The sequence below is a fragment of the Alicyclobacillus tolerans genome (assembly GCF_048984885.1).
GTDB lineage: Bacteria > Bacillota > Bacilli > Alicyclobacillales > Alicyclobacillaceae > Alicyclobacillus_I > Alicyclobacillus_I tolerans.
The window spans coordinates 1,949,370-1,964,877 of sequence record NZ_JBMGNK010000002.1; the positions used below are offsets into that span (position 1 = coordinate 1,949,370).

At 38.2% G+C, this 15,508-nt stretch carries 15 protein-coding genes; all 15 read right to left on the reverse strand.

Going from position 1 to position 15,508, the window contains the following annotated elements:
* Positions 1-63: 63 nt before the first annotated feature.
* Positions 64-1,542, reverse strand: coding sequence for a stage IV sporulation protein A (gene spoIVA, locus ACOJUR_RS09780; RefSeq protein WP_072875238.1), 1,479 nt, complete (start codon positions 1,540-1,542; stop codon positions 64-66).
* Positions 1,543-1,847: 305 nt separating this feature from the next.
* Positions 1,848-2,231 carry a glycine cleavage system protein GcvH gene (gene gcvH / locus ACOJUR_RS09785; protein WP_072875239.1) on the reverse strand — a complete coding sequence of 128 codons (384 nt, stop codon included), beginning with the start codon at positions 2,229-2,231 and terminating at the stop codon, positions 1,848-1,850.
* Positions 2,232-2,349: 118 nt separating this feature from the next.
* Positions 2,350-3,411: an NAD(P)H-dependent glycerol-3-phosphate dehydrogenase gene (locus tag ACOJUR_RS09790; protein WP_420950535.1), complete on the reverse strand. Its 1,062-nt coding sequence runs from the start codon at positions 3,409-3,411 to the stop codon at positions 2,350-2,352.
* Complete coding sequence (plsY, locus tag ACOJUR_RS09795; RefSeq protein WP_072875240.1) at positions 3,404-3,997, reverse strand: glycerol-3-phosphate 1-O-acyltransferase PlsY; 594 nt, start codon at positions 3,995-3,997, stop codon at positions 3,404-3,406. Before plsY ends, ACOJUR_RS09790 begins: the two co-directional genes overlap by 8 nt.
* A gap of 40 nt (positions 3,998-4,037) precedes the next feature.
* The gene (gene der / locus ACOJUR_RS09800; RefSeq protein WP_083574391.1) at positions 4,038-5,366 is read right to left on the reverse strand and encodes a ribosome biogenesis GTPase Der; all 1,329 of its coding nucleotides are present in this window, start codon (positions 5,364-5,366) and stop codon (positions 4,038-4,040) included.
* Between the two features lie 93 nt (positions 5,367-5,459).
* On the reverse strand, positions 5,460-6,842 hold the full coding sequence (locus tag ACOJUR_RS09805) for a DUF512 domain-containing protein (protein WP_420949898.1): 1,383 nt from the start codon (positions 6,840-6,842) through the stop codon (positions 5,460-5,462).
* A gap of 133 nt (positions 6,843-6,975) precedes the next feature.
* Positions 6,976-8,154 carry a 30S ribosomal protein S1 gene (gene rpsA / locus ACOJUR_RS09810; protein ID WP_072875243.1) on the reverse strand — a complete coding sequence of 393 codons (1,179 nt, stop codon included), beginning with the start codon at positions 8,152-8,154 and terminating at the stop codon, positions 6,976-6,978.
* A 294-nt stretch (positions 8,155-8,448) separates the two neighbouring features.
* Positions 8,449-9,042: a lysophospholipid acyltransferase family protein gene (locus ACOJUR_RS09815; protein WP_238413695.1), complete on the reverse strand. Its 594-nt coding sequence runs from the start codon at positions 9,040-9,042 to the stop codon at positions 8,449-8,451.
* Positions 9,039-9,755, reverse strand: coding sequence for a (d)CMP kinase (gene cmk, locus ACOJUR_RS09820; RefSeq protein WP_083574388.1), 717 nt, complete (start codon positions 9,753-9,755; stop codon positions 9,039-9,041). The genes ACOJUR_RS09815 and cmk overlap by 4 nt, the downstream gene beginning before the upstream one ends.
* 40 nt (positions 9,756-9,795) lie before the next feature.
* Complete coding sequence (locus tag ACOJUR_RS09825) at positions 9,796-10,437, reverse strand: flagellar brake protein (protein WP_072875244.1); 642 nt, start codon at positions 10,435-10,437, stop codon at positions 9,796-9,798.
* Positions 10,438-10,520: 83 nt separating this feature from the next.
* Positions 10,521-11,774 carry a PepSY1/2 domain-containing protein gene (locus tag ACOJUR_RS09830; protein ID WP_306955666.1) on the reverse strand — a complete coding sequence of 418 codons (1,254 nt, stop codon included), beginning with the start codon at positions 11,772-11,774 and terminating at the stop codon, positions 10,521-10,523.
* A gap of 220 nt (positions 11,775-11,994) precedes the next feature.
* Positions 11,995-12,201 carry a hypothetical protein gene (locus ACOJUR_RS09835; RefSeq protein ID WP_072875246.1) on the reverse strand — a complete coding sequence of 69 codons (207 nt, stop codon included), beginning with the start codon at positions 12,199-12,201 and terminating at the stop codon, positions 11,995-11,997.
* A gap of 138 nt (positions 12,202-12,339) precedes the next feature.
* Complete coding sequence (locus ACOJUR_RS09840) at positions 12,340-13,614, reverse strand: Glu/Leu/Phe/Val family dehydrogenase (RefSeq protein ID WP_420949899.1); 1,275 nt, start codon at positions 13,612-13,614, stop codon at positions 12,340-12,342.
* A 93-nt stretch (positions 13,615-13,707) separates the two neighbouring features.
* The gene (locus ACOJUR_RS09845) at positions 13,708-14,295 is read right to left on the reverse strand and encodes an adaptor protein MecA (protein ID WP_072875248.1); all 588 of its coding nucleotides are present in this window, start codon (positions 14,293-14,295) and stop codon (positions 13,708-13,710) included.
* Positions 14,296-14,414: 119 nt separating this feature from the next.
* Positions 14,415-15,392: a substrate-binding domain-containing protein gene (locus ACOJUR_RS09850; protein ID WP_420949900.1), complete on the reverse strand. Its 978-nt coding sequence runs from the start codon at positions 15,390-15,392 to the stop codon at positions 14,415-14,417.
* Positions 15,393-15,508: the final 116 nt, after the last annotated feature.

A 15,508-nucleotide genomic window follows, 5' to 3' on the forward strand; every position in this document is an offset into this window, starting at 1 on the left:
AGCAAATGTGGGACCAGGAAGGCAAAACTTTATTTTGCCTCCTGGTCAAAAGTGAAACTGTATTTAGAGAATAATCGCGATTAAGCCGCCACTACCTTCGTTGATGATTCTTTGTAATGTTTCTTTTAATTTGTATTGAGCATTTTCAGGCATCAAGGATAGTTTTCCGGAAATTCCTTCTCTAACGATAGCCGCTAAAGATTTGCCAAAAATATCACTTTCCCAAATTTTAAGTGGGTTTTGTTCAAAATCCTGCATCAAATATCGAACTAGCTCTTCGGATTGTTTTTCTGTCCCAACTATTGGTGCAAATTCACTTTCCACATCTACACGAATCATATGAATCGATGGAGCGGTTGCTTTTAGTCTCACTCCAAATCTTGAGCCTTGTTTAATCAGCTCAGGCTCATCTAAAGTCATTTCTTCTAAAGAAGGAGGAGCAATTCCATATCCTGTTAATTTAACCATACGCAAAGCTTCAGCTACTTTATCGTACTCTTTTTTGGCATGGACAAAATCACGCATCATTTTAAGGAGTTGATCACGTCCAGTAATTTGCACACCCACAACTTCAGTTAAAACGCGATCGTACAATTCGTCTGGAGCTGATAGCTCAATAACTGCCACACCTTGCCCCATATCCATATGAGACAATGCGGCATAGGAAATAACCTCATACGTAGAGAATTGTTCAACAATTCGATCGATATCTCGAATACGACGAATATCTTGAATGGTTTCATGAACAGAATCCTGAAATTGTCTGCGTAGCCAATGCTCTTCATCTAAGACCATGACCCAATTGGGCAGGTTCACATTTACTTCTTTAACAGGAAATTCATACAATGCTTCACGCAGAACATTGTAAATTTCTTGAGAAGTTACCGTTGCACAGGAGAGAGCAATGACAGGTACATCGTATTTGATGGCCAGCTCCGCTTTAAGATCCTGTGCTCTTGGATGCTCTGGATTGGACGAATTCACAAGGATAACAAATGGTTTCCCCAGTTCTTTTAATTCTTCAACAACGCGTTCTTCTGCTTCAATATAATTTTCACGAGGAATTTCTGCTACGCTACCATCTGTAGTAACAACAATACCAATGGTTGAATGGTCGGCAATGACCTTTCGAGTACCGATTTCGGCAGCTTCCTGAAAGGCTACAGGCTCGTCAAACCAAGGTGTTGTTACCATTCTCGGTCCATTCTCGTCTTCATAACCGCGAGCACCTTCAACAGCATATCCCACACAATCAACAATGCGGATATTGACATCCAACCCCTCGGCTACTGAAACTTCTACCGCTTGATTGGGAATAAATTTCGGTTCCGTGGTCATAATGGTTCGCCCTGCTGCACTTTGTGGTAGTTCATCAATAGCTCTGAGCCTATCACTATCTTCTTTAATGTTGGGAAGAACAATTAATTCCATAAATTTTTTAATAAAAGTGGACTTTCCAGTGCGCACGGGGCCGACGACGCCGAGATAGACATCTCCCCCAGTCCGCTCAGCTATGTCCCTGAATACGTCGAATTTTTCCACGCTTCTCCCTCCTCAAGATGACCGGCGCAGATTGCTTCGCCCGTACAAACCGCCCCGAGCCACTGACAATCCCTCCGTGGATGTCCAATACTCAGTAGGACAGTACATGTATATGCGAGCGGCCCGCTGATATGCAGATAGTTGCCAGGTCGACTTATTGTTCATACTATGCGGAGGATGTCCAGTTCAGAACTTAGGAGCTATAAGAGGAGAGAAAAAGGTTTAACCCGAAAGTCAACAAAGAATTCCAGGTCAAACCTTTTCAATGATATAAATTCGATCTGTGCTGAATGCTTACAATATCCTTAACCTTGAATATGATCCGTGTATTCAGACGCGCTTAACAATTGGTTTAATTCATCTGGGTTACTCATTTCTACTGCAATCATCCAGCCCTTTTCATAAGGACTTTCATTTACTAGTTCAGGCGAGTCATTCAATGATTCGTTAATTTGGACGACTTTTCCACTGACAGGCGCAAATAAGTCAGAGACTGTTTTGACAGATTCTACTGTCCCAAAAGTATCGTTAGCTTTCAATTCACTTCCTTTATCCGGAAGTTCCACAAAAACGATATCACCTAGTTCATCTTGGGCAAAATCACTGATTCCTATGTAGACCAGATTTCCTTCTACTCTGACCCACTCGTGCTCTTTAGAATATCTCAGGGATTCTGGAACATGGCTCATTTAACTGTTCCTCCATTCACAAAATATATGCAAACAGCATCAGTGTAACAAGAACACTGTTTGAAATCTATCACCTTGTCAAACTGGTTAAGAAAAAGATATCTCTTTTCAAAACATGCTATACAAAACGCCAACTCGTATTTTCACTTGAGAGTACCCATTCTTCCATCTCGGTTGTTTTATCTCTATCCATAAGAAGCGATACTACCTGTTTAGGCTGTTTGCCTTCAAAGAGCACTGCGGCTACTGCTTCAGTAATCGGCATTTCAATATGATATTGACTGGCCAATCTTAAACAAGCCTCTGTAGCTCGTACTCCTTCTACAACCATACCTTGAGCCTCTACTGCTTGTTTCAAGGTCATACCTTGTCCAAGCAATCGTCCTGTACGGAAATTTCTACTGTGTTCACTAATGCAGGTAGCTATTAAGTCTCCTACGCCAGCGAGCCCAGAAAATGTTAGAGGTGAAGCTCCCATAGCAATACCCAAACGAGCAATTTCAGCCAAACCTCTTGTCATAATGGCAGCTTTTGCATTATCGCCAAATCCTAAACCTACCGCCATGCCAACGGAAAGAGCAATGATATTTTTCAGTGCACCCGCTATTTCAATGCCGATCCAATCTGGATTCGTGTATACACGAAGATAATTGGACATGAGCATATCTTGAAGTTTATGAGCGGTATTTTTACTTGGACTGGAAACGACAAGAGTTGTTGGCATTGAGCGAACGACTTCTTCAGCATGGCTTGGCCCTCCAATGACAGCAATTTGTTGTTCATTCACAGCAAGCTTTTTTTGAAGATACAAGCTTACTCTATCTTCATGCGGCTGAATAAAGCCTTTTATAGCGTGAACAATGGTCATTGGAGAATATGCAAAAGACTGTAGTGAAGCTACGATCTGAGGCACCGCAACTGATGGAACGACTAAAAAGACATATGGGCTACCGTCCACAGTTTCTTGTAAAGAAGTTGTTGCATGGATATTAGGATGCAATAAACAATTTGGCAAATATTTAGAATTGCATTTTGATTGATTAATTTCATTTACTATACTTTCGTTTCTCGCCCAAAGTGTAACTTCCATATTCTTTTTAGCTAACGTATGGGCAATCGCTGTTCCCCAACTGCCTGCTCCAATGACTGCTATACGATTTGGCAGTTGGTCATCAAGCATGATGGTCAAATAATTTTCTCTCCCTGCCTTGTACCAGTCGAATTAAATTCTCCCTATGACGAATAATCGCAAGTACAGCTGCAATTGAAGCAAATAACAATGCCCCGGTTTTATGCGACAAAAGCGCTAAAAAAATTGGAGAAAGAACTACAAATACAATTGCACCAAGAGATACATAGCGAGTCATAAAGATAATCACTATTGCGATAAATCCTGAAATTAAAGTTGCTAACGGCAATAAACATAGAAATACACCAATAGTTGTGGCAATTCCTTTACCACCTCGGAATCCAAAATAGAGAGGCCAATTGTGACCTAGAATAACGGACAATCCACTGAGATAATCATAAATGGGTTGCCCGTGTCCAAGTAGATTAGCTATCCAGACAGCCAGCACACCTTTGAAAGCATCTAGAAGAAGTACAAGTACTCCATATTTCCATCCCAATAAACGCAATGTGTTGGTTGCTCCGGCATTCCCACTGCCATAATTTCGAATATCTACCTTTTTTACTGCTTTGACCATCAAAGTACTTACCGATATAGAACCAAGAAGATAGGCAATTAAAATAGCTAACCATCCCATGTATCATCCCCCCATTCTTTTGAAAGTAAATCTAAAATTTTTAATCTTTATCTTTATTTTTGTTCCTTACCGAAAACCTTATGGGTGTCCCTTCAAAGCCAAATGCTTCACGAAACTGGTTTTCTAAATAACGTTCATAAGAAAAATGCATTAATTCCTTGTCATTAACAAAGAGTGCAAAAGTAGGTGGTTTAACTGAAACCTGAGTTCCATAATAAATTCTTAAACGCCTTCCTTTGTCACTTGGAGGCGAAACGGCTACCATGGCTTCCTGTAATAAGTGGTTAACAGTAGAAGTTGAAATTCTCATAGAATGGTAATTAGCTATGTCCGATGCAAGAGATAAAATCTTGGTCACTCGTTGTCCGGTTTTGGCTGAGACAAATAGAACAGGCGCCCATCTCATAAACGGAAACTGCGTACGAATCTTTTGAGTAAATTGATGTGCTGTTTTATCATCTTTCTCAACAATGTCCCATTTATTTACAATCATTGCAATGGCACATCCTGCATCCAATGCATAGCCTGCAACTCTTTTGTCCTGCTCTGTAATTCCCTTCTTACCATCAATCACCACCATGGCAACATCAGCTCTGGAAAGTGCTCGAATGGCACGTAACATACTGTATTTTTCGATATTCTCATATATTTTACCTTTTTTTCTGAGACCGGCTGTATCGATAAGTTGAAACTGGTTCCCTTCAAATTCCAAGAAAGTATCAATTGCATCTCTTGTTGTGCCTGCAATGTCACTCACCATGACTCTATTCTCACCTAAAAGAGCATTTACAAGTGAAGATTTACCCACATTGGGTTGTCCTATAAAAGCTATACGTAAAGTATCATGATCACCTGTTTCTGCATTCTCTTCTTCAGGAAATTCAGAGACAACAGCATCTAAAATATCTCCCGTACCTAAACCGTGTTCAGCAGACACTGCAATTGGATCGCCAAAACCTAATTCATAGAATTCATAGCGATGCATATGATGAGTTGGATGATCGAGCTTGTTTACTGCCAGTATAGTTGGCTTTTTTGATTTTCTAAGCAAGTCTGCTACTGCTCTGTCAGTCTCTACCAATCCATCATGGCCATCTACTAAAAAAATGATGACATCAGCCTCATCAATGGCCAACTCAGCCTGTATGCGAATCAGATTCGTAAACTCATCTTCTTCGCTTAGCTCTATTCCGCCAGTGTCAATTAACTGAAATGATTTTCCGTTCCACTCCATTTCAGCATACAATCGATCCCTTGTTACCCCAGGTGTATCTTCCACTATGGATAATCGTTGGCCGATCAAGCGATTAAAGAGTGTACTTTTTCCTACATTAGCTCGTCCGACAATAGCTACCATGGGCATGTTCAATATCATCCATCCTCACTTACCACCTGGTCAATGTACTCTTTGAGCTATTGACCTTCCAGTACAAAAATAATTCAATCCAAACTAGGACTTTCGTTAAGAAACAGAACGATTATGAGCGATGGATTCAGACTGCAAAGTGGTTTCATAGCGTCTACGTGGAGGCAAACTTTGTGTCTCTCCGATTACCCCCAATAACAACCCAATACCTGTAGCCGGTACAATAGTAATAGGAATCTCCAGCGAATCTCGAACATCTTCAACCGTCATATCGTCCAAAAATATATCTGCATCGTCTTTCAACATAATATCTGGAAGCAAAATTGTATCCAAATGAGCGACCTTTTGCTTTAATTGAGCAACAATATCAGTTCCAGTCAATAAACCTGTAACTGTTACATTATGTCCATAAAAATCATTGACAATAGGTAAAACTTCATAATGAAATTGATTGTTAAATAATCGATCCAACTCTTGCTGAATAACCTTTTTAGCGGAAATACCGGTTATAACGCCAACTTTTCGATTCTCACAAATAGATATGTTTTGAATTTTTTTCTCTGCTATTTTGACTTCTTCTAAAAAAGTACGAATAACTCCAACACCATTCTCGGTCTGTCCAAAGTCGTCATAATAGTCTGCTTCTGGTACAGTTCTATCAGCCATTACATAAAGTTCATCAGCCGCATAAACAAAAGAAACTCCTAATTTTTGTCGTAAAAGTTTTTGCCAATTGCTGACCTGTTCGATTACGGTCCTTGCCTCATCAGGCGTACAACCTCTTAATTTGTGTAACCCGCGACGATGCTTGGTCAGTCCAACAGGTACAACCGACAAAGTTCGGACATGTGGATAAAACTGTGACAAATCTTTAATGGTTCGATCCAATTCTGGTCCGTCATTCCATTCTGGGCACAATACTACTTGAGTATTCATTTCAATTCCGTTCTCAGCAAGAAAAGCAATCTGATTTAAAATTTCACCAGAACGTCTATTAGCTAACATTCGAACTCGAAGATCTGGATTGGTTGTATGAACGGAAATGTTGAGTGGAGACATTTTTAATTTTGCTATTCTTTGTAAATCTTCTTCTTTAACATTGGTCAAAGTGACGAAATTCCCATGTAAAAATGACAATCGATAGTCATCGTCCCGAACATTTAAAGTTTGCCTCATATTACTTGGAATTTGATCAACAAAACAAAATACGCATTTGTTATGACACAGTTTTACACGATCTACAGTTGGATGTTCCCATTCCACACCGAGATCTTCATCATAGTGTTTTTCAATTTCAAAAATCCAAGTTTCTCCGTCCGGCTTTTTTATTTCAATCTCTATTTCTTCAGCTGCCATCGCAAACTGAAGATCAACTAAGTCACGAATTTGTGTTTCTCCAATTCGTAACAGTTCATCGCCTGTTTCCAAGCCCAGTTCTTCTGCTAACGAACCCGGCTTCACAGATTGTATACGAGGCACGCTGTACACTCCAATCTTTTTATTCATTCCGTCATTATCGCAATTAAAGACCATGTCGTCAATAATGAGGGGCCATCCCTCAGTCATCTACGATGACTTTTGGGACAGCCCCATGATATTAGAGAGTTAAAAATTAATCGTTTCCTTTTTTGAATAGATCGCCAAACAAATCTCCTAACGTTGCGCCTGTACCAGTTACACTCTCCGACTCTTTGTTTGCTGGTGCAGAAGGTTTAGATTTTACATCTTTTTTGGATACAACAGGCCTCTCTTGAACGTCCTTGATAGAAAGCGAAACCCTCTTACGTTCATAATCCACACCAAGAATTTTTACTTCTACTTTATCACCCGGATGTAAAACGTCGGACGGATGATTGACTCGTTGATGGGAGATTTGCGAAACATGAACCAATCCTTCAAGCCCAGGCTTTAATTCAACAAATGCTCCGAAGTCAACAACACGTTTTACAACTCCATTGACCACACTGCCAACTTGAAGCTCTGTTGCATATTTTTCAAACGGATCGGGCTCTGCTTGCTTAATGGAGAGTGATATTTTTCCCTTTTCCGGATCTAGTTTCAATACTTTAACCTTCACTGTTTGTCCTTCGTTAACAACATCTGAAGGATGATCAGCATGGTTCCAGGACAATTCCGAAATATGAACCAAACCGTCGACTCCATGAATGTCCACAAAAGCTCCAAAAGATGTTAGACGTTGAACAACACCTTCTAGAATATCCCCCTCATGTAATTCACTGATCACTTTTTGTACTTTTTGGTTTTGCTCGTTTTCTAAAACAGCTTTACGTGAAAGTATAAGTTTGTTGTTATCGCGATCAATCTCTGCAATTTTAACTTGTAAAGTTTGGCCTTTATACTCCTCTAGATTACCAACAAAACGAGTGTCTAGCAGAGAAGCCGGAATAAACCCTCGAACTCCAACGTCAGTCACTAAACCACCTTTGACAACATCGTGAACAGTGATTTCTAACGTTTCTTGATTCGCAAACGCATTTTGTAGTTTGTCCCATGCTTCTCGACTGTCCGCAAGACGTTTAGAAAGAGTCACTTGACCGCTTTCACGATCGATATTCTTAACAACGGCATTCACTTTAGAGCCAATCGAAACGATTGTAGAGGCGTCTTCTACCGGCAAGACGGAAAGTTCTCGAATGGGGACAAAACCTTCAAACCCATGCTCCAAATGCACAGTGACTCCATTCGAATCGATGGATGCAACTTCGCCGGTGACCAAATCGCCTACCTGTAGATTTGATTCAGTCAACATTTGCTGTAAATCCTCTGACATACTGACTTGCCTCCCCGATTCTCCTCAACTCGCAAAGCTTTTTACAACGCTTCTGTGCAGTAAAAGGCTTTTTCTCTTCGCTCACACAGGAGCACATCTCTACGTTTAAGGACAACGGCTCTTACATATACCATCTACCCAAACTGATTTAGTTGCGCCAAACGACAGAGAACGATTGAGAGAAGCCATTGCTATGTTTCCCATTATCGCCCACAGAAACACGTCGAGCAATGCTGTATTTTTATTGTAACTTGTTTAATGCAAGTTTTCTAATATGGAGGTTTGGCAGGTATTTTATTTCTCTAAAAGTTCACTGATATTTTCCATAATCTTATTTGCAATTTCTTGACTGGATTGTGATGGTTCAATAAAAATAGGATCTCCATAGCGAACGGTTATTTTATGGAAAATTTTATATTTTCCAGATATTGCTATAGGCACAATAGCAGCTTCAGAACGTTTGGCAATCAGACCAACTCCTGGCATTGGTTTACCAAGACGGCCTGACATGGAACGATGACCTTCAGGGAAAATAACTAGACATGCACCTTGTTGTAAGATTTGAATGGCGTAACGCATGGCATTTTTATCATTCTCTCCACGTCGAACCGGAAACCCACCTAATAATTTGAGCCCCCACGAAAGAATGGGATATTTAAACAATTCCGCCTTGGCCATAAACATTAAATGTCTTTTTGTGGTTATTCCTAATAAAGGAGGATCTAAGTTATTGATATGGTTACTGGCTAAGATAACCGAACCATCTGGAATTTTTTCTGATCCTATAATTTCTATTCGAAAAAGGGAGTGAAAAAAAAGTGATACAATGAGACGACAGAACCAGTAAAGCGGATACGGAATAGGGGGCTTATACTGTCCAGCGCTCAATGGTTTCCCTCCTGAGAATTTGCATGACTAATTAAACGAATTACTTTTTCTACAACTTCTTGAACGGACAAATAGGTTGAATTAATGACGACAGCATCATCTGCAATTTGGAGTGGTGAATGCGTGCGTGTTTGATCTTGGAAGTCGCGTTTGACAATAGATTTCTCAACCTCATCAACCGTACTAAGTATGCCTGAAGTCTTTAATTCTTCAACTCGTCTCTGGGCACGAATACGTTGATCAGCAGTTAAATAGATTTTGACATCCGCATCAGGAAAGACTACAGTACCGATATCTCTTCCATCCATTACTACATTATGATGGCATGAGAAATGCCGCAATACACTTGTCACATATTCTCTTATCTTAGGTTGTGAAGCAATTGTCGAGACAAGATCATTAATTTGTGGGGTACGTAGCTCGTCATCTAGTTTATGATTTTCAAAGTAAACAGTGACTCCTTCTTGCCCTTGCTGCACAATTTCTAGATTTCCTGAATGAAGTTGATGCAAAAGTTTATCGAGATCGCTCATATGTAACTGATTATTAACTAAAACCCAGGTACAAGCTCTATAAATTTTCCCAGAGTCTAAGTAATAAAATCCTGTTTTTTCTGCTACTGCTTTAGCTACAGTGCTTTTCCCGGCACCAGCAGGTCCGTCAATTGCAATTTTCATAAACTTTTTTTGTGATTGATTAAGAGTATCTTTCAAATAAAACAACTCCACATAAGTGAACGTTTGACAAGCCCACTCACTTTATCATTCTTTGCCTGGAAAATGTGTACTGAATGATTTTTTGACGAATTCCCTCACGCAATCCAAGGAATTGTAATGAAACAGATGCATATCCTCGGTCATTTCGTTCACTAACTCGAGTAACCTCTGCAGCAAGCATAACTTCAGAATGATAATTGGGTAATTTAAATTGGATATAAACTTGTTGACCTAATTGAAAGTACACGTTTTTAGGAATGAGAATTGCCATGCCACCGCCACTAATATCTCTTGAATATACATCAGCACTATGCTTATCATTGCCGTTCATCCATCTGACTTTTACAGGAATATCAGCTGGAACGCGAACAAATTCCCTTCTCTGTTCACGTGAAATTTTATGAGTCTCCGGTATTTGAAACTTCCACGTTGGAACTGGAATTTGAGTATAATCCATTAAAACCGAATCAAATCTGCAAAGGGCCCCATCTTGTGAGTGGTATTCAAAAAAATACGATTGTCCAATATTTGCTCTTAAATATTCATGTTTTTCATGATTCAAAGGTGCACTTGCATAAAAATATTTTTCATCCATTTCAAAAATATTTGTTTTATAGTACACTTCACTTTTTGGCATTAATGAAATATGAACAAGCTGACCTACTGTGAATAATGACACATGCCTCCCCCCTTCATAAAAGCATGATGTCATTATACAAAATATAGTCATCTTGGGTACATGCATTTAAAGAAAATTGAACGTTAGGATAAGTGCTGAATATCTAATACTTTCTGATTTCTACTGTCTATAATGACTCGGAAAGTATGTCCATGAAGAGTACCGTAAACAGCTATTCCAGAAATCCAATGATTTTCAGTATTTTTTATTACTACGGGAGTTGTCATTTTAACATGAAAAGATGGGTTAAACTTAGTTTGTGTATCCATAAACGGAATAGGTCCTTCCGACATTTTCACATGTTGATTATTCGAATGATTTACAAATCCCCAAATCTGGCCATCAGTTAAATTTACCTTTACTGTAATTGTTTCTCCCAAAACTGTTTTCTGATTTTGAACAGGTGAATAAGTAAGGTACCCTATTTTACCCAATTGTTGAGCATGTACTTCTGTATAAATTCCTGGACTCAAGTGCTTTAGAAATGAAATAGCTTTTTCTTTGGCTTGTTCTAAAGTTAAACTTATTTTCCCAACAGGCAAATTCTCCTTAGAAAAACCTATAATCTCTTGAGAAGAATTGAAAATAATATAAGCAGGCTGACCATCAATTTCTGCAGTATAGGTCGTTATTACTCCATTTACACCGGATTGATGGAAAACTGGAGTTACTTTTGAGACAGAGCGAGTAGAAAAAAATTGCTGGATTCGCTGTTTGGCCACTTCATCATGGTTATCCATTTTTTCAATATCAGCTTGAATAGGCTGATTTTTTACTGCGACTCTATTTTGATACAAATTGCGTAAATGGTTGAATGCGTTATTTACTGGTTTTGCAAAATACGAGTCAATTAAGTTTGCTTTGAAAACAGGAGTATCCGTTGATTTTTCTAATTTATTGTACCAATTGTCTGTTTTTAGTTCCCAATCTGTTAATGTGCTCTCTGTATCATTTCGAGATGGATTGGACTGGTTTTTCATCCAAACAGAAATAGTTTCATTCATTTTCTTTACTGTTGGCAGCTGATCTCCAACCCAACTTTGATAGGGACTAAGCCTTTCAAAATCATTTTGAACTTGACTACTATGTTGTAAAAGTACAGGAAGAGATTGCTGAAAATCAGTTTTAGTAGCAAAAATTTGCGCTTCTAGAGAAGCAGTTTGAAGCTTTTTTACGTCTGAAGCCGCTTGAGCCATTTCAGCATGTGTTTTTGTTTGTATTTGAGACTGCAAAGACAAGTTTTTGTCATATTCGCTTAATCCCCAAATTAAAGCGCACAATCCAGCCACTGATACTACAGCAAGAATCGTTGCATATTGATAATGAACTTTAGACATCAGAATTCTCTCCTCATGAGAAATGATGCCTTTAATATCCCAAAATAAAAAAGTTATTATGCTCATTTTCAAAATTAAGACGAATGAGCATAATAACTTAGATCACATTTTCAACTATGTTTTGAAATGAATGCTATATAGGAACATCTATCATTATTCAATGAATTGAATCTTACATGTCGTATTTTTTCGCATCTACATCTATGAATGCTTAAAGCAATTAATGTAATAATTCTATTTCAAAATCATTCTCATTATCGCATAAACAACGCTTAAAGCCCGTCTCTATATTGCCTTTTGAATCTCTTACTCCTCTTAAAATAAAAGTTTCACCACATTTTTTACAACGAATATGAACTTTAATTCTCTGGTTTTGAACCACCACTTCTTCATTCACTCCTTCAGAAGTGAGTGTCTCCAGTGACATACGATTTAACCTCCATTTTCTAAACTCAAAGTTTGATGGATGCTAAGATTCAAATATACATTAAAATAGACAGAAATAAAAAATACTTCGATAGCTTATCAAACACTCAATGAACAATTTTAGATGACGGATTGAATCTTAAATCCATCCTCTCCACCGAACAGCTTCAGCCATACGTTTAACTCCAACAATATAGGCAGCCAACCTCATATTCACTTTAAACTTTTGAGCAGTAGAATATACCGTATGAAAACTTTTTTGCATTAAATTTTTTAATTTTTGATCAATATCTTCTTCTGTCCAATAAAATCCTTGATTATTCTGTACCCATTCAAAATAAGAAACAATGACACCACCAGAATTTCCAAGAACATCTGGAACAATCAGCACATTTTTTTTGTCTAAAATTTCTGTTGCAGGCATAGTTGTGGGGCCATTTGCTGCTTCCACAATAATAGATGCCTTAATTTTATCTGCATTTTCTAAGGTTATTTGATTTTCAATAGCTGCAGGCACCAGAATATCGCACTCTGATTCTAATAATTCACGATTACTAATAGTATTTCTATATAATTTTGTAACGCTCCCAAATGAATCTCTTCTCTCTAATAACTCATCAATATCTAACCCTTTTTCATTATAAAGAGCACCATACGCATCTGAAATACCAACGACTTTGGCACCAATATCATGCATGAACTTAGCTAAATAACTTCCTGCATTTCCAAACCCTTGAATGCAAACACGAGCTTTTTCAATTTGGATGGATTTAACTTTGCAAGCTTCTTCAATACATATTGCCACGCCTCGTGCAGTAGCGCGTTCTCTCCCCAAGCTCCCACCTAAAACCGTCGGTTTACCTGTAATAAATCCGGGAGAATCAGATTCTTTAATTCGAGAATATTCATCGAACATCCAAGCCATATTTTGAGAGTTTGAAAAGACGTCTGGAGCTGGAATATCTTTAGCAGGTCCAACAATTTGACTGATAGCCCGCACATAAGCTCGACTTAAACGTTCAATTTCTGAAAAAGACATTTCTCTAGGATCACAAATAATTCCACCTTTACCTCCACCATAAGGTAAATTGGCTATACCACATTTTACAGACATCCACATTGAAAGTGCTACAACTTCATCTTGAGTAACATCAGGATGAAGACGTATTCCACCTTTCGTAGGTCCGACTGCATCATTATGTTGAGCTCGAAATCCAGTGAAAACTTTAACACTTCCATCATCCATAGTTACAGGAAAACGAACACTCAAGATTCGTAAAGGTTCTTTTAAGAGCTCGTACATTTCTTGAGTATAACCAAGTTTTTTGAGAGCTTCTAAAAAAACCTGTTGAGTTGACTCTAGAACATTTAAATTTTCTTGTTTTTCTTGGATGGATACGTCTTTTGTACTCACAATAAGTCCCCTTTAATAAAATATACAATCGTATTTTCCTACAAAAAGCCATGAAAGTCATTACTGCTTTCATGGCCGTTAATGAAAAATTTTTTAGAGAAAAGAATTTCTTAAATTTTCTAGAGCTTTTTCAGGAAAAATGCATTTTCCGTATTCGTCCAGATATGCCCTGGTTAAGCTAGAAGGCTCACCATATTCACAAAGCACTGAATGGATATTGGGGTTTTTATCAAACTCTTCTATTTCATCTAAAACGACAAAGTAAGCATTCTCATATGAAAATAAAGAACACTTAACATCATCTTTCGCAGTTGCAAAAGCCAAGCTTAATACGTCTTCAAAATCACTGTATTGATAAGCCAATATTGGAAAACTATAAAATGGGTCTTCAAAATCCTCGTCTTCAAGATCGGGATCATCTTCAGTAATATTAGGTACAGCAGGAACTCGGGTGACAATAATTACCACGCCTTCAGCAGGCATGGTAAAGGCCTCAACGGCAATAGGCCCAGATACTTCAAAACCTACTTCTGCGTATGCCGTCTCCATCATATCCCAGAAAAGTTCCTGTACTTTTTTTCCACTTTTCCACAATTCATCTTTTTCAATACCACGCATAGCCAAGTCTTCATAGCTTACAAATATTCGTACTTTATCTTTGGCGATCCGCTCGACTCTCATGTTCATTATCCCTCACTTTCAAATCGATGCAGGTCTTAAAACTGTTAATTCTTAAACAAATACACCGATCTTTTTAAACTTGTTTCATTTTACTTTCTGCATTATTTAAACGAAAAAAATCAACTCGATTGTCGTTCAATAATATTGTGTTGCAATATAACATTATAGGTATCTACAGGCTCATCTAATAACATTTTTGTCAACAGACGCATAGAAACAGCCCCAAAATCGTACATCGGCTGAGCAATAACAGTCAATTCTGGACGTACCATTGTAGCTAGTCTTGTATTATCAAAAGCAATGATGCGTACATCATGAGGTACTTGAAATCCATTATCATGAATAGCATGCACAGATGCCAATCCTAATTCATCGCTCATAGCGATGACACCATCATAATTTTTATTTTGAAATATATTTCTTAGAATAGGCAAAGCCTGCTCATATTTCCCTTTCCCCACATGAATAAAAGTACACTTATTTCCTAATTTTTTTCGTACACCTTCAATACGGTGATCAGCAATTAAAGATGTTCCAATATCCGGTGAAACAATAGCTATGTTCTGACAAGATTTCTTTTCTAAATAATTTGCAGCATCACTACCAGCTTTACGATTGTCAATATTTACAGATGGAATTCTTTTTTCTGGATCCTCAGTTGCACATAAAACTACTGGGATCTCAGCTTGTTCAAAAGCAGTTATGTGTTCTTGATTTAAAATATTTGTCATATATAGGATACCATCGACTTGTTTTTCCCACATGGTTCCGATTAAAGAGACCTCTCGATGGGTATCGGCATCTGAATTCGTTAAAATAATGTGGTAATTATACATATTAGCGATATCTTCAATACCTCTAACAATTTCAGCTACAAAGGCAGTTGAGACGTCAGGCACAATAACTCCAATAGTTCGTGTACGCTTGCTGGCCAAGCCTCGAGCAACTGCATTAGGTCGATATCCAAGACGTTCAATAGCATCTTGTACACGTTTTTTGGTTTCTTCCTTAACAACAGCCGTACCATTGATGACTCGAGAAACAGTTGCCATTGAGACATTGGCTTCACGGGCAACATCATATATTGTTACGCTCATTTGTGCCCACTCCCAAGCTGGATTGATTATGAAAATGATAACAATGAATAGAGGACAGTTACAAGGTGATTTTACAAAAATATTCGAATCAATATTAACAGGAGAATTCCTGAATC

Coding starts and splice junctions, on each gene's coding strand:
- gcvH (WP_072875239.1), bottom strand. CDS start 2,231: ATGAGCCATGTTCCAGAATCCCTGAGATATTCTAAAGAGCACGAGTGG.
- ACOJUR_RS09790 (WP_420950535.1), bottom strand. CDS start 3,411: ATGCTTGATGACCAACTGCCAAATCGTATAGCAGTCATTGGAGCAGGC.
- plsY (WP_072875240.1), bottom strand. CDS start 3,997: ATGGGATGGTTAGCTATTTTAATTGCCTATCTTCTTGGTTCTATATCG.
- rpsA (WP_072875243.1), bottom strand. CDS start 8,154: ATGTCAGAGGATTTACAGCAAATGTTGACTGAATCAAATCTACAGGTA.
- ACOJUR_RS09830 (WP_306955666.1), bottom strand. CDS start 11,774: ATGTCTAAAGTTCATTATCAATATGCAACGATTCTTGCTGTAGTATCA.
- ACOJUR_RS09835 (WP_072875246.1), bottom strand. CDS start 12,201: ATGTCACTGGAGACACTCACTTCTGAAGGAGTGAATGAAGAAGTGGTG.
- ACOJUR_RS09845 (WP_072875248.1), bottom strand. CDS start 14,295: ATGAGAGTCGAGCGGATCGCCAAAGATAAAGTACGAATATTTGTAAGC.
- ACOJUR_RS09850 (WP_420949900.1), bottom strand. CDS start 15,392: ATGAGCGTAACAATATATGATGTTGCCCGTGAAGCCAATGTCTCAATG.